The sequence below is a fragment of the Oceanobacillus sp. FSL W7-1293 genome, assembly GCF_037969815.1.
In the GTDB taxonomy this organism is placed as follows: Bacteria; Bacillota; Bacilli; order Bacillales; family Amphibacillaceae; genus Oceanobacillus; species Oceanobacillus oncorhynchi.
Genome location: NZ_CP150212.1, coordinates 276,067 through 297,176, shown reverse-complemented (window position 1 = coordinate 297,176; position 21,110 = coordinate 276,067). Strand labels below are relative to the sequence as shown.

Below are 21,110 nucleotides of genomic sequence, written 5' to 3'. Positions count from 1 at the left end.
CGCAGGATGGCAAGCAGCACGCCAGATGGACGTTTTTATAACATTAACATTTCGCCTCTTTTTTATTGGCGTATTCTTGCAAAAAACGAACAGCCTGAGGGAATCAAGCAAAAATGGAAAGTAAGTTGTCAACCTTTTACTGGGGCTTAAAACTTTATTATTAAATGAAAAGAGGTTAACCAAATGACAAATCATACCGCTGATGGTTTTATTCAGGAATTGAAGCAGCATCAAAATGAAGCAGAAATAGAAAAAATGAAAAAGTTTTTTAAAGGTTCAGATGAAAACACGAAGTGCTTAGGTCTTAACATGCGTACGGTATTCCAAATTGCTAAGCAATTTACGGATATGCCTTTAACCGAAGTCGAACGGCTTCTGGAAAGCGATTATTATGAAGTGAGAATGGGCGCCGTGAGCATTATGGATTTTCAAGCCAAAGCCAAGAAACTACCGGAGGAAAACAGGCAAGCTTTGTACGAGCTGTATATACGGAGACATGATCGAATCAACAACTGGGATTTCGTTGATCGTGCCGCTCCTTCTGTAATCGGAACTTATTTGCTGGATAAACCGAAGGATAAACTATACGAAATGGCACACTCCTCTAATATTTGGGAACGAAGAACAGCTATGGTAAGTACGTATAGCTTTATCAAAACCGGAAACACGAAGGACACATTTGCTATCGCTGAGATACTAATAAACGATCCTGAGGAATTGATCAACAAGGCCGTTGGCAGTTTCATTCGTGAAGCAGGTAAAAAAGACGAAGACAAGCTGAAATCTTTCCTGAATAAGCACGCTCGCACCATGCCTAGAGTCACATTAAGATACGCTATCGAGAAGTTTGATAAAAGTACAAAGGACTACTACTTAAATTTAAAGAAGAGTTAGCACTATGATAAAATCGATTATTAGAGGAAGGGAGGTCGCTAATTATGAAACCTTTATCAGGAAAAGTAGCGTTGGTTGCTGGAGGAACCCGGGGAGCAGGCAAGAGGCATCGCAATTGAGTTGGGGGCAGCAGGAGCAACCGTCTACGTGACTGGCCGTACAACACGGATGAGTCCCTCTGAATACAATCGTCCAGAAACCATTGAAGAAACTGCTGAACTAGTTGATCAGGCGGGCGGCACCGGAATTGCGGTACAAGTCGATCATCTCGATCCCGTTCAGGTTCAAGCTTTAATCGCACGAATCGAACGCGAACAAGGTCAACTGGACATTTTGGTTAATGATATCTGGGGCGGCGAATATATGGTGAAGTGGAATGTTCCCGTATGGGAGCATTCGTTGGAAAACGGTTTGCGTATGCTGCATTTGGCCATTGATACCCATATCATTACAAGCCACTACGCGCTGCCGCTGCTAATTCGCAAGCCCAACGGACTCGTTGTGGAAGTCACGGTCGGCACGAAAGCCTATAATGAAACAAACTACCGGTTGTCGTTATTCTACGATTTGGCGAAGAACTCCGTCATACGAATGGCCAAGTCTTTGGCACATGAACTCGCCCCCTACCAAGGAACTGTCCTATCGGTATCGCCAGGCTGGCTGCGCTCCGAAATCATGCTGGAGGAATACGGCGTAACCGAAGCAAACTGGAGAGATGCGCTCGTCCGCGAACCGCATTTCATCATTTCCGAAACGCCTCGCTTCATTGGTCGCGGGATCGCAGCATTGGCTAATGATCCTGACGTCGCGCGCTGGAGCGGACAATCCACCTCAAGCGGTGAGCTTGCCAACGAATACGGAATAACGGATCTCGACGGATCTCGACCGGATGCATGGCGCTACATCGTCGAAGTTCAGGATGTAGGCAAGCCTGCAGATGCTAAAGGGTACCGGTAAATCTCAACCTTGAATACATTGAGCAGTCTAAAATATACTATAAAAAATAATGACATCAGAACGATGAAGAGAATCCAACTCGGAGGCGTTTTCGTCAAGGGAAAGTCGTTCTTCCTAAGTTAATCGGACCCGCCTGTTACTGCGGAACTAAAGATATTAGACAGTTATGCTGTTCGATCAATTTGGGTGACACCACGAGAATAGCGCACTTCGTCCCAATCCGACGAGAGCGCTTGGGGTGTAGAAATGGCGGAAGATATTCAAATCGATATTTTTAGACAAGATAATCCTCTGGGTCAAGACTTTTTTTAGAATCGTTCTCTATTAATCATCGGCCAAAGGTGTAAGTAATTGCCGCCTTAATAGACACCCGGATGAACCCTATAAATAAAAAGGGAAAGGAAACGCCCCCGTTGTGGGGACATGAGCTGACTAGAAGAAGTGTGTGGAGCTTGTTCAATAATAATCAATGGAAAGCCCAAGCAGGCCTGCTCTATACTTATAGATATATTAGAACACCAAATAAAGCTCGAACCTATGAAGATGATATCCATATAATCCTTGTCAATTTCCCCTAAGTAATCAAAATGCTGTTTCAAGGCATAACAGCAGTACGTCTTTTGAGTATCGCTACTCTTTCCAATGTTATTTAAGAATTTGAGGTATCTTGCCACTGGCTTACAGGGATATCCTGTGATCCCATTAATAAATACCTTCTTTTATTTTCATCCAACCACACTTCTTGAGCAAATCTATCTGTATTTGAATTTTCCTCAAGCTAACTTCTTAATTCCCGTCTTGTCTTAACTCCAATCAAATTCTTAATTTCCATTTTGAACATATCCTTTCCACATCATTAAGGGTGGTTTTACCCAATAATCTTCACTTTCATGATTGATGATTTATTCCATAATACCAGCTAATAAGAAGTCAACCCATAAGTGTAAAGTTGCACACTATTCCAGCCAGAAACGGGTGATTTTTTGCAAATTAGAACGGATATTTTCATGTTATTTCGGCAAAAATCTGGCGTAATACACAAATAGATTACCATTTAATTGCAATTATGTGTTGCCGGCTTGACATGTAGCCTCTGTGACCATGGGTCGTTGTGAAAGCAGATAACTGCAAAACACCGATTTCACAAGGCGTATAGCCTACCATGCCCACTTCTCTATGTAAAGCCGTGTCACCGATTTTTCTTAGCATTCTTCAATCTGAATTACTGTGCTAATGTGAAACTGAAATAATGTGGATATTTACACCATAAGGGTAAAAAAGTTCTACTATGATACAAGAGCCTTCCGGATAGGAAGGTACACTAGGGAATAGAAGTTCCCGTTGTTTATACCTCTACAAAGGCTTCTATACGCTTAAGCATGTAAAAAAATCAATGAATCAGCTTATTCATGCAGGCCCCCATCACAACTTTATGGGGTTTGTCTTCTACTCTCTTGTTATACGAGATCATCTGATAATCCCCCAATCAGCCTCACCCATGTTCCTGTAAGTAGAGGGTAACATTTTTGTGGACGGGATCAATTAAAGTCCCACCGGCTCCTTCGTTCCCCTCCGGCTACCTCGATTAAACCATTAAAAATGGCCAACCTGAAAATAAAGATCTGATTGACCTTATACTACGAACTGGTCCGGTTGCTAAAGAATATTAAGTTATTTTTACCACAAAAAGACGCTTTTGACAAAGGCATACATCAAGGGGATACAAATTCGTATCTTTTTTAAGAATGGCCGCGACTTTATTTTAAATCAACAACTATAGGTAGCATATTATCCTTTGGGTCCAATTCTTCACGGTCTCATTATAATGTCTGATCTTGTTGTGTACCTGATTTTTTAAGAATGAATTACTCCAACTTCCACTATTAAAAACCAACTTTGTTAATAATCCTTGAATATGAATTTCACTTTTATGGACTGATCCCGATGAGGGTATAATTAACGTTGATAAGGAACGATTATCTGGCACAGCCACTTCAACTATAAAGGACTCCTTCATTCCATTATTTACTTTAACAATAGCACAAATTCTTCTTCTCCCGTCTGGCAAATACGAAAACTTCCGTCCTAAAGGAAGGTAAACAAAATTTACGGATACACTCAAATGGCTATAATTAGCAGCAAGATACTTAATCATCGCAATGAATTTATCCAATCCATAGTTCATATGTGTATCTGCGATTTCCATGGATTTAAACTCTATAGGCGTTATTTTACCGCCAAATATTGATTCGTCTAATCCAGCAACACTCTGGTTCACTCCTCCCCCACGGCCAGAGTTTGAAATATATTCATCTCCTTGGTTCACATTTTGTTCTTGTTTTGGTATTCTATTTACTATAGTTGATTGACGGAAAGCTATCTGAGTGAGTTCTATATCAATGACCGGTTGATTTGCATCCTCTCGTGATCGCTCTCCGCTGTTTTCATTTAATACATGTTCCTGCGGCTGATTTTGTTTTGACAGTCGCTTTTTTCTTTTATCTGGTGTATACAAACGTCTTTTTATTGATTTATGTTTTATATTTAATTCTTTAAATGGTGGATCAGCAAGGTCTGATGCCAGCCATTCTAATATTAGTATTTCGTCATTTTTTCGTAATCCTCTAACGGTTAGGTTGAATTCGTCTGTATCTGGCATTGTCATTTCCATTGGAGTTCCTTTTAAATTTGGACCATTTATTATCATTGCATAAGCATTACTTTGAATGGAAGAATACGATTGTTTCATTTCAGGATGTAAATATAGCCATCCAAAATAACGTGCAAAATCATCTGTCATTATTGTGCCAGGAATTTCATCGGAAAAATTAATCGCTGCTTTTCGGTTTTGATTGATAGATACTTTATTTACTAAAAGATCTAGCCCGTTTGGTCGCAACAATGCATTTGTAAGGATCTTATTAATTGCAAACAATGCTCTTATCAATTCTGTTTGTGGAATATGATACGTTATACCACCTGATTGAAATGACCACATATGTTGATTCATTAACACTGGTTTCTTATAAAGAAAATAATTAAAGTTCCTACAAACATTAATCGCTTTCGAAATGAATCCATTTTTCAAGTTATCCACTTGAATTTCGTATAATGTACCTATCTTTTGTGTTTGCATTGGCAATCCATCGTGATAAGGAGTACCTATTCTTAACAAAGGTAGGGCTGCAATAGGTAGAGAAATAATTATGCAATCATTTCTATAAACAAACGCAGCTTGTATGCGCCATTGTTTATTTTCCAATTTTACATTTCCAATCCAATGCAATGTTGCTACTTCTTTTTTAAAAGGCCATGGTCTGATTTTTAGAATCTTGATCACCTGCTTTGTAGTTCAATATTTCTGTTTGCAATGCAATTTGTACTTCCTCGCTTACGTCATTACGGATTCCGGCTAAACGTCTTACTTTCCACTCTATAATTTCTTCCCCTTTAACTTCCAATTGTCCGCATGCCCATTTAATTCTCCTTATTTGAAACTGATATCTTGATTCAATATGATCTTCTATATACTTTTTCGTCTTTGGTAATTTTGCTAAATGCTTTTCAATGAACGATAACTGATTGATTTCTTTGCCAATACGAGTTTTATTCACATAAATTGGTTTATCATAAGCGTACAACTTATTGATTGTCTGCTGTACTTGAAGTAATATTTCTTCATCCCTTTCTGTCCAGTCCACTCTTCTTAAAGTGTCAGCTTTTCTTTCTTGTTTCGGTGAATGCTCTTTAAGCCATTTTCTATTGTTTCGATAATGCCAAGCATATAAGGCAGGTACTATTTTTCTTAATTGAGTAACTGATTTTTCTGGATGCATTTGTATCAAATCCAGCCATTTCTTTTGCTTAGTTGAAGTCATATCCTCAGTAGATTCTTCAAAAATGCTTACATCTTTAAAAGTGGGACTAGTTGTGTATTTCTTAACCGTCCCTATATCACACTGCAATTCCTTTGCAGCTGAATTCAAACTTTTCTTTTCTATATGAACTAGCTTATTTAATTTTGATTCCCATACATCTCCAAATTGTTTAATACGACCAACCTTTAATTTATCTTCTTTAACTTTATCAGGTCCTCGTCTTGAATAAACAAAACCACAGGAACAACTAAATGTAGCCACAGGGCGTCTTGTATCTGTGCATAAACTCATTCGCAAATCTGTAATGACTCTTTCCTTAAAGTGACCCGCAGCAGGGTTTAAACAATAATAGGGGGCTTCTCCGAATGGCTGATACTCTTTAGATGCAAATTTATAAAATGTCTCTATTGACTCACCAAGAAAATGAATAAATAAAATATGACGCAAAGGATGAAAGGATTTACGGTGCTTTCGAGTGATGTTTTTAAGCCAGCAAAATGAATTTTCATAACTGACTGAAGATTGGACGACACTCAAAAGCTCCTCGCCATAAAACAACTGAAACTGCTCAGCTAACCTTTTTTGATCGACTTTTCCGTTAATATTTGAAAAACCTTTCTCTTTTAAAAGATATTGATAGGCTTTTTGGATGCCTTCAAATGTAAACAGGAAATCAGACGATATAAGTTCCTGACTTTGTCTAGCAATCATGTTTAAAAAAGCTTTAGTCTTGTCCGAATATGAAGCCTGTAGAAAAATACTTGGACAGTTATCTTTTGTGGCAGCAACAAATTTATGTTTTTCAGTGTTTCTGTATCTTACTGTTGAATCACATAAATAATCACCGTGTTTCAAACAAGTGAAAACACCTGGAAATTGATGTGATACATGCCAGTAAGGTTCCCCCTTCTTTTGCATGTCTTCTTGAAGGCATGTCGGACAAAACCGGAGAAACGTCCACTCCTGTACCACACTCGCTGCTATTCCCGTCATCGTATGAATAGCACCCGGTTGATTTCCTTCAACCATTGCCTGATATACTTTCTCTCTTACGGACTCCGGTTGAAAAGCTGTATAATAACGAAACAGCGTATGATTCAAAATAAGGTTGTCTAATGACTGTATGTCAAAGTGCCTGATGCGGTCATAAACCTGCTTTAATTGTGTTGGTAAATCTGGAACAGCCACAGCACTGGTCGTTCCAAACAATTCCTTCATCGTTTGTTTTGGACTGACATTTGCGGAATGAACATGATAACGAGCAAACCAGCTGTACAACAACTCATCTTCATAAAGTGTTGGAAAATAGGCATGCATTTGTTTTCCCCCTTAGATTGCAAAATCATCCAGTGGCGATTTGATGAAACCAGCTTCTTTTAAAGATTCATAAACTGATTTCTGATTCCTTTTTCCTTTATCTATTATCAATTGTAATTCGTTCTTCTTAGGGTTATCTCTTTTGGTTTTCTTTGTCTCTTTCTTCTCTGTGAACATTTGTAATGCTCGTCCAGTAACTTCAGCTTCAGCACTGCCGGGCAATTCATTGATGGCTTTGACTGCATATTTTTCGGCAAGTGAAGGTTCGATATTTAGGTTGATTAACGTTAGTATCACTTTTTTAATCAATGACGTTTTTTGCTCTTTTCGATTATTCGCTATTTGTTCCTTTTTCTTTTGAATGGACGCACGCAAATCAATTTTAGACTCGTGATGTTTCAAATAATCAGCAATGTCCATTGGCATAATATCTTCATACCTCTCCAGTTCAGACAATTGACCATCTTTTAGTGCCTTTAACATTGGCTGTACTAGCTTAAGGTCATCTTTAGCTACTTTACTTATAAGTAAAGGTGTTATTGTTTCTACCCCCGTTTCAATAGCTCTCCCTTGCGATAAAGCAAAAAGTTTTACGGCAATATCAATAATGCCTTGGCTCTCTTCATAAATCGCTTTATTAAGTTCATCTGTCAACTCGACTTTGTTTTGAAGCCATTGATACTCCCACATGCTTTCAATCAGCAAATCCCAATCATCATTTTTCTCCATTTGCTGCCACACCATATCACCCTGACCACTGCCTCTTCTGGCTTGCCTAAAGTCCTGCTGTAGAACGCTTTTAGCACGCATCGTTCCAATCATCATGACAGGTATTCCAATTTCGTTAACAAGGGTTACAAAGAAATTCATCATTTTTTCCGAGTTATTATCCCGAGTTGCCAGTAAATGTTGAATCTCATCTATTACAAGGGCTCCTACACAATGCAATCTAGCAATTTGCCCCATCCTTGTTACCATCGAACTGATGGAGTTTCTTCTACTTCCGAATCGTTCATAATAATTTGATCCTAGAAGTTGATCCATTTTCAAGAAAAAGTCCATACACAATGATTTCAGTGAACCGTCGTGAGGACAATTTAACTTCAACCAGACAACCTGGGTAATATTTAAAGGGTGCTTGTGTATAATTAATTGTGGATATAATGATAGGACTCGCTCAATCGCTGTTGTTTTCCCTATTCCTGAAAACCCCATTAATGTCATACTTGATGCAGTAGAACGTATATCGTTTTTTGTTTCTAATCCGTGTAACTGTTGATGCCCAGTCGCAAGGCTTTTAGTAAATTCAGGAGTTAACGGGTTTCGACTTATATACCCATGCCTTAATAGACGAGAAAAGCGTTGCTCTAAGTCCAAATGCTGCATAACCGGTTGAAAGAAACGGTTAAGTCTCGGTATAGCATGGTAACGAATATGAGTAGGTAGGAACCTCTCTTGTTCATCATAATTAGGATAATAACTGAGTGCATCAAAGGCTTCTTCCGGAGATAAAATATTAGGCAATGCTTCGATTAGTTGATTACCCTTGAAATCAATTACTTGCTGCTGTCTATAATTAGCTACTTCAGCACTGACTAACCGCTGTTCTTCACTCATCCCTTTCTTCCTTTCTTCTATTAAATAACTCCCTTACATTCGGCCTTGAAAAGTCTTGATTGTTTTCTTTATTGGATTGAAAAGAGAGTATTTCCGTTTCTTTCATTTGTTCTTCTTTGTCTTTTTCCAGTTGAAAAGCCTCTTCAGATTTCAGACTTCGCTTTTCATTTCTGCGGTGCTCCTTTATACTCCCTACTTTCTCCGCTTTGCTTAATGTTTGATCTTTTAATTTCTCTTTTCTTTTAGAAGCATTAGCTACGATCGATTCTACCTCAGCTATATAATCAACGTCTTTTTGCAGTTGCTGGTGACTCACACTTTGGGCTAATTGTTTTTCTTTTTCCACTAGATACATTACTTCCTCTAAACTTGAATGTTCATATCGTTTAGATGGTTCAAGCATAAAGCATTTATCATATTCATTGGAATAACTATCAATCCAATAGGCAATAGACATATCCCTTGGGTCATATGCAATCTCAACTTTCCATGATCCTTTTTGTCTAGCAGTTTCAAACCATAACCCTTTTACTGCCCGTTCACAACTGTAATAAATCCCCTTCATTCGGATACCTTTATACGTAACAGTTGCGGTTTCTCTTGGCATTAAATGTAACTTTACAATGTCCTCTGGAAAATACTTGAGTTTGCCCGTCCGATTTTCCATTCCCCAATTCCAAAGTTTAAGTGGAATAGGCAATACATCATCATGAACTAAATCCTCATCACGTACGTAATCTTTCAAATAGTGCTTTTGATTGTAGTATAAAATTTGCTTTATAATAATTTTTGTAAATTCATCTAATGTCAAAACTGCATCTAAACGATAATCCCTTGTACCACGCTCTTGAAAATCTTTATCTACATAACCAGGAAGCATTGGCTTAACTTTCATCTGAATCAAATCAAAATGCTTTTCAACTACTCCTTTCCAGTCAGCACGATATGGTGCAGCATTCTCAACATGAAGATTAAATGCCTCGATTAAACGTTCTACATTAAAACCTTCAAATTCACCCCTATCTGCCAATAGTATTTCAGGTAAGTGCTCACAAGGCCAATCATCTTTCGATATTTCAATGCCATACTGGGCGCAAAATTCCTGTTTATCCATTACTGTATTTGCTAAAGCCATCATAGCGCCAATCCAAGATGGGCCTTCCAAGCCTATATAATTACCTACAACCATACGACTGAAAACATCCATCACTAAGTAGATCACAGGACGTCCAATTATCCAGTTTGGATTGTGTTTTGAAATTAAGTACACGTCCCCAATCGTTGCGTCAATCTGATAACGGGATCCAGGTCCAAACACTTCTGAAAGTGAGGAGCCTAACACAGCTCGGTGATCTTTATTGTATTTTTTCCTTCCTTTTCGAGCATTCAGTGATTCCGGTACAGTATATTCTTTCTCATACCAGTAACGGAATTGGCGAATACTAGGCATTTTTTCTTCGTCTTGAATAATCACCTTCTCAATACCATTTTCATAGTAAATATCCTTTGCATAAAATTCTTTTACCATCATTTTATAAGCATCAGTTAATCTATTTTCTTTGGAGGTTAAATAATATTTTTCAAGGGCAACACGAAACAATTTCTTTGTTTTTTCATCTACATTAACACCTGTCGCCGCATATTTCGGAGGTCTACCTCTCTTTTTTGTTCCAGAAGTTCTTTCCTTACCTTTAGCTCCTGAGTTTTGATAGTCTGGTAAAAGAGCATTAATTGTTTTCCCCCTTTGCCAGTATTTGCACAAATACTTTCTTACAGTAGGGTAAGAAACACCATAGGTCTCTCTTGTTTTTTTTATATAGGTAGCTCTTATATTTTTTTCATAAATCCCAGGCTCGTCTAGAACCATTTCTTTAATGATTTGCCATGCTTGATCACGAGAATCAATGTGCTTCTGCGTGTATTCTTCAATGGTATTAACGATGAAGGGATCCTCTTTAAGTTTAATTAGACTTCCAGTAACAATCTCTTCCCTTATTTCTAAGATCATTCGTTTAACAGGAAGTGCCTTATCGTCGTTTAAATCAATGATATAAGCTATCGTATTGTTATCATCTATCCACAAAATACGGGATATTTTATCATTCGTAACATCCTGTAGAATTTCATTAATAAAGAAATTCATGTAGCCCACCTCTCTTCTTCGGGATCAGAGATAATACCTTAATAGTTGATAGGTCAGAAGTTAAATCAAACTTTTGTGTCATATCTAGTTTGACTAACTTTTTCGCAATAGAGTGACGGTAAAGGGCTAAAGCTGTTCCCTTTTCAAGGTGATAGTGTTCATCAAACTCTTTTAAAGCATTTAAAATTGTTCCGTTACCTGTTTTTAGTCTTTCTACAAGGATAGATATAAAGCTACTATCTGTAGTGTCAGCGAGTATATAAGAAGATCGCAGCCATTTTATATTTTCAATTATTGTTTTGGGAAGATCTTTTTCTGTTACAATAGCCCAATCAACATCTTGATTTTCCCAATATGCACGTTCAATTTCAAATTTTTCAATAACTCCAGAACTATTAAGCTCTTTTTCTGGTTTAATAGTTCTGGCAATATACTTAACTTTTGAATCATACCGTAATGTAATAAGAAAATCTGTTGTCATTACGATCGGGGTCTGTGTTGTAGATTCTATGGGGTGCGTAATGTTCATGTCTTCAGCAATTTTTGTGGTGATTTCCCTATTGATGGGAAACTGCTCTCTAATATCTATTACATTATCTGACCAATCAAGTAAGCAAAAATAGTTGTATTCAAGATCAGATAAAAGATGATGCTCACGTTCTGTTTTCCAACCGATGTCTCGATGAGCGCGACCACTGGACGGAACATCTTGAATCGTTATCCAAGGCTTATAATTTCCTAATTCTCCTTGGCCACGACCTTCTTTATAATAACGAGCTATTTTCTTTTCAGTCCAACCTGTTTGGCGTTTAGGCATATTAGCAACCTCCTTCTACATTAATAAAAAGGTAATTATATATCCAACTACTCCCGAGAGTACAGCTCCTAAAAGGAATATCAAAAGATTATACCCCCAATTTTCCTTCATTAATTCATACAACCCTTGTGGAGTAAAACCATAGATTTCTCTTAAAGTAGCATCGGTTTCTAAGTTATTTTCAATAATTCTTTCAACAATAATATGCAGTATATCCACCTTTCTTAATGTTGATTGGTGAAGCTTTACGAACTCCTTATTTTCAAATGCTTCCGCCTCAGCTGCACCACTGAGAAAATCCTTCTTGGTTATGTTATTTTTTTCAATTAATTTTTCAAATCTTGGATGTTCTTTAATGTAGGTTCCATAAATATCAACCATTTTTCTAGCCAAGTCATACTTATTATTGTCATGGATAATAGAAGGCGTTCCACCAAGAACGCTATACCGATGGTTAATGGCCTCAAATCCAAAATTAATATCTCTCATATTCCAATGGATCCATTTAAAGTTGATATGAGTTGAAACAAATTGATAAAATTCATCTAACATGGATTTTTCTAATTCATTATAGTGATCTTCAATGCTATTCAATTTACCTTGTTTCTCCGCCACTTTATGAATTGAAAAGGAAATAGTTTGTCCTGTATTGAAATACCTTACTGCAATAGATGTAATACGTGGCGTTCTCCCATCTTTAATATTATAAAAACTTTCGCAAGAGTAATGGATAATTAATAGATTAGAGTGTCTTTCTACTAGCTCATTTAGCTCCTTCAAAGCATTTTTTCTTCTTTTGATCCTGTATTTAGCATTAGCCACGTATTTATCACCTCATATTTTAATGCAATAAAAAACACACGTTCGATTACATTAATTATAATCGATAACGCGTGTTTTTTAAACATCTTTATTGTAAATTAAACAACTTTATTTGTAATTAAACGACTTTATTGTCACTCAACAAACTAATCCTTACGAATGTTCTTTTTATTCCACCGTAACACTCTTGGCCAAATTCCGTGGTTTATCGACATCACAGTCACGGTGCAACGCTGCATAATAAGCCAGAAGCTGCATTGGAATCACACTTACCAATGGAGTCAACAGCTCATGCACTGCCGGCAGTACAAAAGCATCCTCATCCTGCTCTAAGCCTTTTGAGCTGATAATAAGTGCATTTGCCCCGCGTGCAACCACTTCCTGCACGTTTCCACGAATAGAATAGTTTACATTTTCTTGTGTAGTTAAAGCAATAACTGGCGTACCATCCTCAATCAATGCGATGGTACCATGCTTCAGCTCTCCTCCAGCAAAGCCTTCTGCTTGAATATAGGAGATTTCTTTCAGCTTCAATGCTGCTTCTTGCGCAACATGATAATCTGTACTGCGGCCAATAAAGAAAGCATTGCGTGTTGTCGCAAAATAATCTCTTGCTAACTGCTCCAGCTCTTCTTTTTGGTTCGTAATGATTTCCATTGCATTCGCTACGATAGCCAGCTCCTGTAATGGATCAAAATCTAATTTAATACCTTTTACCCTTGCTGTATCTACTGCAAGAACCGCTAAAACAGCAATTTGTGCTGTATACGCTTTTGTGGAAGCAACAGCAATTTCTGGTCCAGCATGTAAAGGCAAGGTATAATCTGCTTCACGAGAAAGGGTTGATCCAGGCACATTTGTTAATGTCAGTGCTGGATGTCCTAATTCTTTGATTTTAACTAATACGGCACGGCTATCTGCAGTTTCCCCACTTTGAGAAATAAAGATAAATAAAGGTTTTTCAGATAGCAGCGGCATGTTATAGGAAAATTCACTTGCAACATGTACTTCTACAGGAATATTAGAAAGTTTTTCTAGAAACTCTTTTCCAACTAATCCGGCATGATAGCTCGTTCCTGCTGCAATAATATATATGCGATCTGCTTTTTGCATGGCTTTACGAATATTTTTTTCTAACTTTAATTCGCCTTTTTCATTCTGATATTCACGAATAATATTGCGCATCACAATTGGCTGTTCATCGATCTCTTTCAGCATGAAATGAGGGTATGTTCCTTTTTCTGTATCACTTGCATCGATTTCCGCTGTAAATGGCTCTCGGTTGATGACTTCTCCATCTAATGTCTGCACTTCTACAAAGCTGCGGTTGACAAGAACAATTTCTTTATCATAGATTTCCAAGTATTCGTTTGTTTCTTTCAACGTCGCCATAGCATCGCTGGCAATCAGGTTAAAACCTTCGCCTAAACCAACCAGCAGCGGGCTTTTATTTTTGGATACATATAAAGTTTCCTGATCTTCTGCATCAATCAGACCGATAGCATAAGAACCTTTCAGCAGGCTCATTGCTTCACCAAATGCTTTTTTGGTATTTTTATGTTTTTCATAAAGTTTTTCAATAAGCTGTACGATAACCTCTGTGTCTGTTTCACTCACAAAGTCAACATCTGCCAGATATTCCTTCTTCAGGTCTACATAGTTTTCAATAACCCCATTATGCACAATGGTAAAACGTTCTGTTGAGCTCTGATGTGGATGAGCGTTTTGCACACTTGGCACACCATGCGTCGCCCAACGCGTATGACCGATACCAATAGTCGCATCCTTGCTGTTATCTACTTCTTCGCGTAACGCTGCGATACGTCCTTTTACCTTTGTTACGTGTACGCCGTCTTCCCCTAAAGTCGCAATACCTGCAGAGTCATATCCGCGATATTCTAATTTTTCCAAGCCTGTTAATAAAATTTCTTTCGTATCATTTTGTCCAATGTAACCGACGATTCCGCACATGTCGATTTCCTCCTTGTTTGAAGGGGCAGAGACAAAAGACCGATTCGAAGCGAAGGGGCCTTGTTCTGCCCCTTTCTCGTGTTAGTTTTATAAATACGTGTGTAAAAAGTTGCCAAATTAGAAGCAAGAAGATCAAGGCGACGTCTTTTTTACGAACGCAGCGTATGCTTTTTGATACGTGAGTATCGGAAAAAAAACGTCAACGCAGAGATTCGCCGCTTATTATTTGGAGACTTTTTAAACTTCCTTTATAGACATCATTCTTTATCTCTTTGTTCATCAAGTCACCCTGATGGTTTAAAGATAAAGCAGCAGCTGCGATGGACAGCTGGGAGGCACCCGCCGAATAATTCGATAACCCCCGACCTCGTCAACTATTCTTCCTGACCGTCCGTAGAATAGTCCTGGCGCTTGTTATTATAGTTTCCTTTCGTGTTTCTCTGCTCCTCTCTCCTTTTATTTGCTCTTGTTAAACGGACTTCTTTCATTTGGAAAACAAGAACTTTCTATATTCTATCGGAAAGTCGTATTCAAGGTCAACCTTTTTCTTGCTTTCCGATAAGATAGTTTATGAAATCCTTCTAAAATGTTGCAGAATATCCACAAGTGACGGGAGGTATCCACCTTACAGAAGTGGATGGGAGAAGGTTTGAAGAGGGATGAAGCAGAGTGATATAATGAAAAACAAATGAAAAGGCTTTAAAGAAAATTTTAAAACCTCACCTGACAAAAGGAGCTTCCCCATGACAAAAATCATTTGGATCAACGGTGCTTTTGGAGCAGGAAAAACACAAACAGCGTATGAGCTTCATAGAAGATTGGAAAATTCCTTCGTGTACGATCCAGAAAATATTGGTTTCTTCCTAAATCAGAATTTGCCTGACAAGTTAAAAAAGCATGACTTTCAAGATTATAAAATGTGGAGAGAATTTAATCACAAGATTATAAAGTATATTGCTGAAAATGATAAAGAGCCAATTATTATTCCAATGACAATCACAGATAAACTTTATTTTGAAGAAATTACCGGAAGTTTGGAATCAGAAGAAATCCAATTATATCCGTTCGTTTTATCCGCATCAAAAGAAGTCCTTGAACGCCGGTTAAAGAAACGGCTGGAAAGAAAGAATTCATGGGGCTTCAGACAAATGGACCGATGTATAACACGTTTAGCTGATGAAGCATTTGGAATAAAAATACAAACAGACCATATATCCATTGACGGCGTTGTAGAAATCCTTGCAGCAAAAGCCAATGTAGTATTACAAGAAGATAACCGCTCCAATCTAAAAAAGCGATTGGACCGGATAACAACACAGATAAGACATATTCGATAATGTATAAATAAAAAAACATCAGCAAAGCTATGGTACCGACCCCCGAAAGTTAGAGTAGAAAAATCTAATTTTTGGGGGTGTTTTTATGGCCAAATATAATGAAGAATTTAAAATAAAATTGGTCACTGAGTATTTGTATGGGAACCTTGGATATATATCGTTGGCAAAAAAATATAATATGTCTAGCCCTAGTCCAATAAAAAATTGGGTAAGCTCCTATAAATCACAGGGAATGGGTGGATTGAAACGAAGAAAGACGAAGGAGGAGTATTCTGTTCAATTTAAATTAGATGCGGTACAATTTATGTTAGAAACAGGTGCTTCTTATCAAGAAACTGCTGTTCGATTTCATTTGAACAACCATTCCTTAATTGTACGCTGGATGAAAGCATTTCGTGAACAAGGAATAGAAGGCCTGAAACCAAGATCAAAGGGGCGACCTTCTATGTCTAAAAAACCGAATAAACAGAAGAAAAAGGAAGAAAAGAAATTAACACGCGAAGAAGAATTAGAACGCGAGAATGAATTACTGCGACTAGAAAATGCATACCTAAAAAAGTTGAGAGCTTTTCGGGAGGATCCGAATGCCTTCCACGAAAAGCACAAGCAAAGGTGGCATTCGAACTCAAAGAAGAAGGATTCCGATTAAAAGATGTCCTCTGTGTGGTAGGTATTCCTGAAGCAACCTACCATTATCACGTAAAGCATTTTGGCAGAGAAGACACGGATACAGCAATAAAAGAACTTATTATATTCCTGTTTAAAAAGTTTCATGAACGCTATGGTTATAAACGTATCACGAAAGAATTAAAGAAATTAGGGCATGAAATTAATCATAAAAAAGTGTATCGCATTATGCGAGAATTAGGTTTAAAATGTGTGAAATTTATGCGGAAATCCCGCAAATATAATTCCTATAAGGGAAAGGTTGGTAAAGTGACGAAAAATCGAATATCCCGCCGTTTTGACACACCTATTTCTCTTCAAAAACTAGTAACAGATATTACAGAATTCAAATGTCTTGGAGAAGAGAAATTATATTTAAATCCAATTCTTGACCTTTACAACGGAGAAATTATTGCGTATGAAATCAAGAAGCGACCAACGTTAGATCTTGTCATGGAACCTTTAAAAGAAACGATGGAGATCCTAAAGAATCGGGCAACCTACCGTACCACGCTTCATTCCGATCAAGGCTGGCATTATCAACACAACCAATGGGTGAAGACTTTAAAAGAAAATAAAGTATTCCAAAGCATGTCACGCAAAGCAACCTGTGCAGATAACGCTTCGATGGAGAATTTCTTCGGTATTTTAAAGCAAGAAATGTACCATGGAGAAGAATTGGTAAGTTATGAAGAATTAAAACAACAGATTGAAGAATATATCTATTGGTATAATCATGAAAGAGCAAAAGAAAAATTGGCTGGATTGAGTCCAGTCGAATATCGAACTCAATCCAGCCAATCAGCTGCATAACACAACTCTAACTTTTAGGGGTAACCACCTATCCCATTCGCAGCTTCACTGATGTTTTTTCTACTTATGCTTTTCCATAAAATCTAACATCCGCTTATAAACTTTAATCTCATTCTCTTTTTTAGAGAATCCATGACCTTCATCCTCCAGCACCAGGTACTCCACATCGCGGCCTTTATCCTGTAGCTTTTGGACAATTTGATCTGATTCTTCCTTCACCACACGCGGATCTTTTGCACCTTGGATAACCAGCATCGGCTTTGTCATGGTTTCCAAATAAGTCACTGGAGAATCAGTCACAAAACGCTCCTTATCACGCTCTGGATCGCCAAGCCATCTTTCCATAATCGGCTTCCAATCCGCCGGTACAGAATTGACGAAGGTAAATAAGTCGGACGGGCCAAAGATATCAATCACTGCTTTAAAATATTCTGGATGCCGCTCATGCAGGAGAAGCGCCATGTAGCCTCCATAGCTTCCTCCTACTAAGAATAGATGATCAGGGTCCGTAATCTTTTGATCAAACAGCCATTTGATGCCTTCCACATTATCGAGGCGCGGTCCATGCCCCCAATCCTGCTCGACGAGTTTCACAAAAGAGGAACCATAGCCTGTACTCCCGCGAAAGTTTGGTGCGAAAATATGATAGCCGCGATTGAGAATGCTTTGGAACATCGCACGGAAAAATTTCCGTTCTGCTGCCTGTGGCCCGCCATGTGGCCAAAACACAGTATACCCATTTGCATTTTCCGGTTTTGCCCTGAACAGAAGTGATTCGATTTCCATCCCGTCAAACGAAGCATATGTCACAATTTCAGGATCCACAAGCTCCTCTTCCGACACACCCAGAACACGATTATCTGTGAGCTGCTCCCATTTTTTACCATTTGTCAGACGATAAATGTTATCCGGCTTTACTGCGGATCCTCCAAGGAGATAAACTGCCCCTGATTCTGTTACAGTCACCTGATCAATTAAATCAAAAGGCTTTGTGATTTCTTTCAGCTCTCCTGATTTTACTTTATACTGATAAAACTTATCGACAACACCCTTTTCTGTCACTACATACAATGAATCGGATGATTTATCATATTTTACGGTTTCAATCGATTCTTCCTCCAGCTCAAGAACTTTTGAAAAGGCCTCTTGTTTCATATCATATTTGGCTAAATACATATATTCGCCTTCATAATCCGTCGGGAAATAAATGCTGTGATTATCCGTGAAAACCGGATCATAGGATACATGCACTTTTTTCGGATCAGGAGTAAGATAGATTTTCTCTTCCCCTTTTTCGATGAATATATTATTATACGTGTTCGCAAACACGCTTTCGTATATTAATGTCTCTTCATCTTCCGATACACCTGCCAGTGTAGTCGGCGCTCCTTCTCCCTCTGCTAACAGCTCATCTTTATCTGTATCCAGATGGCGCACATGTGTGTTTAAAAAGCTCGGATTATTTTTAGAGGTATTATAATAAATTCGTTTTCCGTCCTTGCTCAGGTGTGCAAACAAGTATTTTTCGTCCTCTGCTCCCGTAATCAGCGGCTGCGGTAATCCTCCCTCTGGAGGCAGGGCGTAAATGTGATAATTTTCATCCCCATCTGCATCAAAGCTGTTAAAACATACTTCCCATTTGGATCAAACTGAATAAATGAGGAGGATTCATCCTTTTGAGAAAACTGAAATGGATACGTATGCTCTTTACTCAAGTCTAATGCCCATAAATTACGTTTACCGCTTAAGTTCGTTGAAAATACCAGCTTTTTTTCATCCTTGCTCACTTGGAAATGATCGATACTATACGTATAAAAGAACTGTTCTACTTTCGGTTTAGGAAATCTTATCATTCTGCCCGCACTCCCTTTTATCTGTATTTTCTATATTATACCACTATTTATAAAATACACCATACACTCTGGTCTTTCTTCCTCTAGTAGTGCGGAAAAGTAAAACTATATTTAATTCAAGCTACTTTGATTGTCATTTTATCATTTGAATTGTAAAGTGATATAGAGAGGAGAATTTGAGACGATACATGCAGAAAATAACACGCCATTTACCTATCTGCCTGTAGCTCACTTCCTCCCCCAAAGCAATTTACTTCAAATACATTTTTTAATAGATAGGTTTAACCTTAAAAATCTAAAACAATGGAGGAGCATAAGTATGGAACAATATCGCATTGACCAAAAGAAAGGAATGGAATTTGGGCTTTATACGCTGGGAGATCACTTAACCAACCCTTTCACAGGAAAACGGATTTCGGCACAGCAGCGTCTTCAGGAAATTATCGAATTAGCAAAGCTGGCAGAACAAGCAGGGTTAGATTTTTTCAGTGTCGGAGAAAGTCATCAGGATTATTTCACTACGCAGGCACACAGCGTGGTATTGGCGGCGATTGCGCAGGCGACAGAAACCATCAAACTGGGCAGTTCATCAACGATTATCAGTACCTCTGACCCCGTTCGGGTTTATGAAGATTTTGCTACGATTGATTTAATTTCTAATGGACGTGCCGAAATTATTGCCGGAAGAGCTTCCCGAATTGGGCTATTTGAATTATTAGGGTATGACGTACAGGATTATGAAGCGTTATATGAAGAAAAATTTGATTTGCTGCTGCAGATTAATGAAAAGGAAAAGCTCAGCTGGGAAGGGAATTATCGTGCACCCTTAAAAGATGCACATGTGCTGCCCCGTCCGAAAGATAATACACTGCCCATCTGGCGTGCAGTTGGCGGAACCCCGGCCAGTGCGATGAAGGCAGGCTACGCCGGGGTACCGATTATGCTGGCAACACTTGGCGGTCCGGCCAGTGCTTTTAAAAACGTCATTGATGCGTATCGGGAAACAGCTGAAAGAAGCGGACACCAAACAGAAGCACTTCCTGTCGGCGTCACCGGTTTTTTCCATGTGGCAGAAACAAGTCAGGAGGCATTGCAGCAAATGTACCCTTATATCAATGAAGGAATGAAGCTGACGAATGGACAAGGGTTTCCGAAGCAGGCATTCGCACAGGCAAAGGATAAGCGCAGTGTCATCAATGTCGGCAGTCCGCAGGAGGTTATTGAAAAAATCCTCTATCAGCATGAGCTGTTTGGACATCAGCGCTACTTAGCGCAAATGGACTTTGGCGGTGTTCCATTTGAACAATTGGCTAAGAATATTGAAATGATTGGCACGGAAATTTTGCCTGCCATTCGTAAGTACACTGGCAGGAATCAGGAGGATTAGCACATGAAGATCATTGGTTTATCCGGATCCATTGTCGGTTCGAAAACTCGGACGGTTATGGATGCTGTCGCAAAAGAAATTGCTGAAAAATATCCAGAAGCAGATTTTCAGCTGATTGATTTAAAAGATTATGATTTGCAATTTAGTGACGGTCGGAACTATCTCGATTATTCCGGAGACACCGCCTGGGTCACCAGGCAGGTGATGGAGGCAGATGTGATGATTATCGGCACGCCGGTATTCCAGGCATCGATTCCGGCAAGCTTAAAGAATATTTTTGATTTGCTTCCTGTTGGGGCATTTCAGGATAAGACCGTAAGCTTTTTCGTAACCGCAGGCTCTTCCAAGCATTATTTAGTTGCTGATCATCAATTAAAGCCAACTTTATCCTATATGAAAGCACAAATAGTACAAACCTTTGTTTATGTTGAAGAAAAGAGCTTTCAACAAAAGAAGATCGTCGATGATGATGTTTTCATTCGATTAGAGCGTTTGATTGAGGACACCATGGACACGTATGAAGCCAGCGAAATCATCCGGAAAAAGAAAGAGGATTCCTATGGATTCTAAGAACTAAAAAAACGCATGGATGGGTATTTCACCAAAAGTTAGATTTACTCCTCTAACTTCAGGATTGG

Annotated in this window: 13 protein-coding genes and 2 pseudogenes; 7 read left to right on the top strand and 8 right to left on the bottom strand. The window is 38.5% G+C overall.

Annotation, left to right across the window (positions count from 1 at the left end):
• Positions 1-183 precede the first annotated feature (183 nt).
• Together MKY65_RS01555 and MKY65_RS01550 are read left to right on the top strand one after the other, a co-directional pair.
• Complete coding sequence (locus MKY65_RS01555; RefSeq protein ID WP_256708498.1) at positions 184-894, top strand: DNA alkylation repair protein; 711 nt, start codon at positions 184-186, stop codon at positions 892-894.
• Positions 895-938: 44 nt separating this feature from the next.
• Positions 939-1,851: pseudogene (locus tag MKY65_RS01550) on the top strand (SDR family oxidoreductase).
• Positions 1,852-3,625: 1,774 nt separating this feature from the next.
• Here the strand turns inward: MKY65_RS01550 and MKY65_RS01545 are convergent.
• From MKY65_RS01545 to glmS, 7 genes are all read right to left on the bottom strand, one after another.
• On the bottom strand, positions 3,626-5,137 hold the full coding sequence (locus MKY65_RS01545; RefSeq protein ID WP_256708497.1) for a Tn7-like element transposition protein TnsE: 1,512 nt from the start codon (positions 5,135-5,137) through the stop codon (positions 3,626-3,628).
• Between the two features lie 16 nt (positions 5,138-5,153).
• Positions 5,154-7,046, bottom strand: a complete 1,893-nt coding sequence (locus tag MKY65_RS01540) for a TnsD family transposase (protein WP_256708496.1) — start codon at positions 7,044-7,046, stop codon at positions 5,154-5,156.
• A gap of 12 nt (positions 7,047-7,058) precedes the next feature.
• Entirely contained in the window at positions 7,059-8,663 is a 1,605-nt protein-coding gene (locus tag MKY65_RS01535) for an ATP-binding protein (RefSeq protein ID WP_256708495.1), read from the bottom strand.
• The gene (locus tag MKY65_RS01530; protein ID WP_256708494.1) at positions 8,656-10,806 is read right to left on the bottom strand and encodes a Mu transposase C-terminal domain-containing protein; all 2,151 of its coding nucleotides are present in this window, start codon (positions 10,804-10,806) and stop codon (positions 8,656-8,658) included. Before MKY65_RS01530 ends, MKY65_RS01535 begins: the two co-directional genes overlap by 8 nt.
• On the bottom strand, positions 10,790-11,623 hold the full coding sequence (locus tag MKY65_RS01525) for a TnsA endonuclease N-terminal domain-containing protein (protein ID WP_339181675.1): 834 nt from the start codon (positions 11,621-11,623) through the stop codon (positions 10,790-10,792). The genes MKY65_RS01530 and MKY65_RS01525 overlap by 17 nt, the downstream gene beginning before the upstream one ends.
• Positions 11,624-11,638: 15 nt before the next feature.
• Entirely contained in the window at positions 11,639-12,445 is an 807-nt protein-coding gene (locus MKY65_RS01520; protein WP_256708492.1) for a hypothetical protein, read from the bottom strand.
• Between the two features lie 168 nt (positions 12,446-12,613).
• Complete coding sequence (glmS, locus tag MKY65_RS01515) at positions 12,614-14,416, bottom strand: glutamine--fructose-6-phosphate transaminase (isomerizing) (protein ID WP_339181671.1); 1,803 nt, start codon at positions 14,414-14,416, stop codon at positions 12,614-12,616.
• Between the two features lie 743 nt (positions 14,417-15,159).
• Here glmS and MKY65_RS01510 point away from each other — a divergent pair.
• The 3 genes from MKY65_RS01510 (at position 15,160) to MKY65_RS01500 (ending at position 17,232) form a co-directional block, all read left to right on the top strand.
• Positions 15,160-15,753 carry an AAA family ATPase gene (locus tag MKY65_RS01510; RefSeq protein WP_339181668.1) on the top strand — a complete coding sequence of 198 codons (594 nt, stop codon included), beginning with the start codon at positions 15,160-15,162 and terminating at the stop codon, positions 15,751-15,753.
• An 85-nt stretch (positions 15,754-15,838) separates the two neighbouring features.
• Positions 15,839-16,402, top strand: coding sequence for a transposase (locus MKY65_RS01505; protein WP_339181665.1), 564 nt, complete (start codon positions 15,839-15,841; stop codon positions 16,400-16,402).
• Complete coding sequence (locus MKY65_RS01500; RefSeq protein ID WP_339181663.1) at positions 16,366-17,232, top strand: IS3 family transposase; 867 nt, start codon at positions 16,366-16,368, stop codon at positions 17,230-17,232. The genes MKY65_RS01505 and MKY65_RS01500 overlap by 37 nt, the downstream gene beginning before the upstream one ends.
• 60 nt (positions 17,233-17,292) lie before the next feature.
• Here MKY65_RS01500 and MKY65_RS01495 read toward each other — a convergent pair.
• Positions 17,293-19,085, bottom strand: a pseudogene (locus MKY65_RS01495) (S9 family peptidase).
• 319 nt (positions 19,086-19,404) lie between these two features.
• Here MKY65_RS01495 and MKY65_RS01490 point away from each other — a divergent pair.
• The gene (locus MKY65_RS01490) at positions 19,405-20,472 is read left to right on the top strand and encodes an LLM class flavin-dependent oxidoreductase (protein WP_339181660.1); all 1,068 of its coding nucleotides are present in this window, start codon (positions 19,405-19,407) and stop codon (positions 20,470-20,472) included.
• Positions 20,473-20,475: 3 nt separating this feature from the next.
• Complete coding sequence (locus MKY65_RS01485) at positions 20,476-21,042, top strand: NADPH-dependent FMN reductase (protein ID WP_339181657.1); 567 nt, start codon at positions 20,476-20,478, stop codon at positions 21,040-21,042.
• Positions 21,043-21,110 lie beyond the last annotated feature (68 nt).

What these genes read in the sequence shown, in the direction of transcription:
- MKY65_RS01555 (WP_256708498.1), top strand. Translation starts at nt 184, where the DNA reads ATGACAAATCATACCGCTGATGGTTTTATTCAGGAATTGAAGCAGCAT.
- MKY65_RS01540 (WP_256708496.1), bottom strand. Translation starts at nt 7,046, where the DNA reads ATGCATGCCTATTTTCCAACACTTTATGAAGATGAGTTGTTGTACAGC.
- MKY65_RS01535 (WP_256708495.1), bottom strand. Translation starts at nt 8,663, where the DNA reads ATGAGTGAAGAACAGCGGTTAGTCAGTGCTGAAGTAGCTAATTATAGA.
- MKY65_RS01530 (WP_256708494.1), bottom strand. Translation starts at nt 10,806, where the DNA reads ATGAATTTCTTTATTAATGAAATTCTACAGGATGTTACGAATGATAAA.
- MKY65_RS01525 (WP_339181675.1), bottom strand. Translation starts at nt 11,623, where the DNA reads ATGCCTAAACGCCAAACAGGTTGGACTGAAAAGAAAATAGCTCGTTAT.
- glmS (WP_339181671.1), bottom strand. Translation starts at nt 14,416, where the DNA reads ATGTGCGGAATCGTCGGTTACATTGGACAAAATGATACGAAAGAAATT.
- MKY65_RS01510 (WP_339181668.1), top strand. Translation starts at nt 15,160, where the DNA reads ATGACAAAAATCATTTGGATCAACGGTGCTTTTGGAGCAGGAAAAACA.
- MKY65_RS01505 (WP_339181665.1), top strand. Translation starts at nt 15,839, where the DNA reads ATGGCCAAATATAATGAAGAATTTAAAATAAAATTGGTCACTGAGTAT.
- MKY65_RS01490 (WP_339181660.1), top strand. Translation starts at nt 19,405, where the DNA reads ATGGAACAATATCGCATTGACCAAAAGAAAGGAATGGAATTTGGGCTT.
- MKY65_RS01485 (WP_339181657.1), top strand. Translation starts at nt 20,476, where the DNA reads ATGAAGATCATTGGTTTATCCGGATCCATTGTCGGTTCGAAAACTCGG.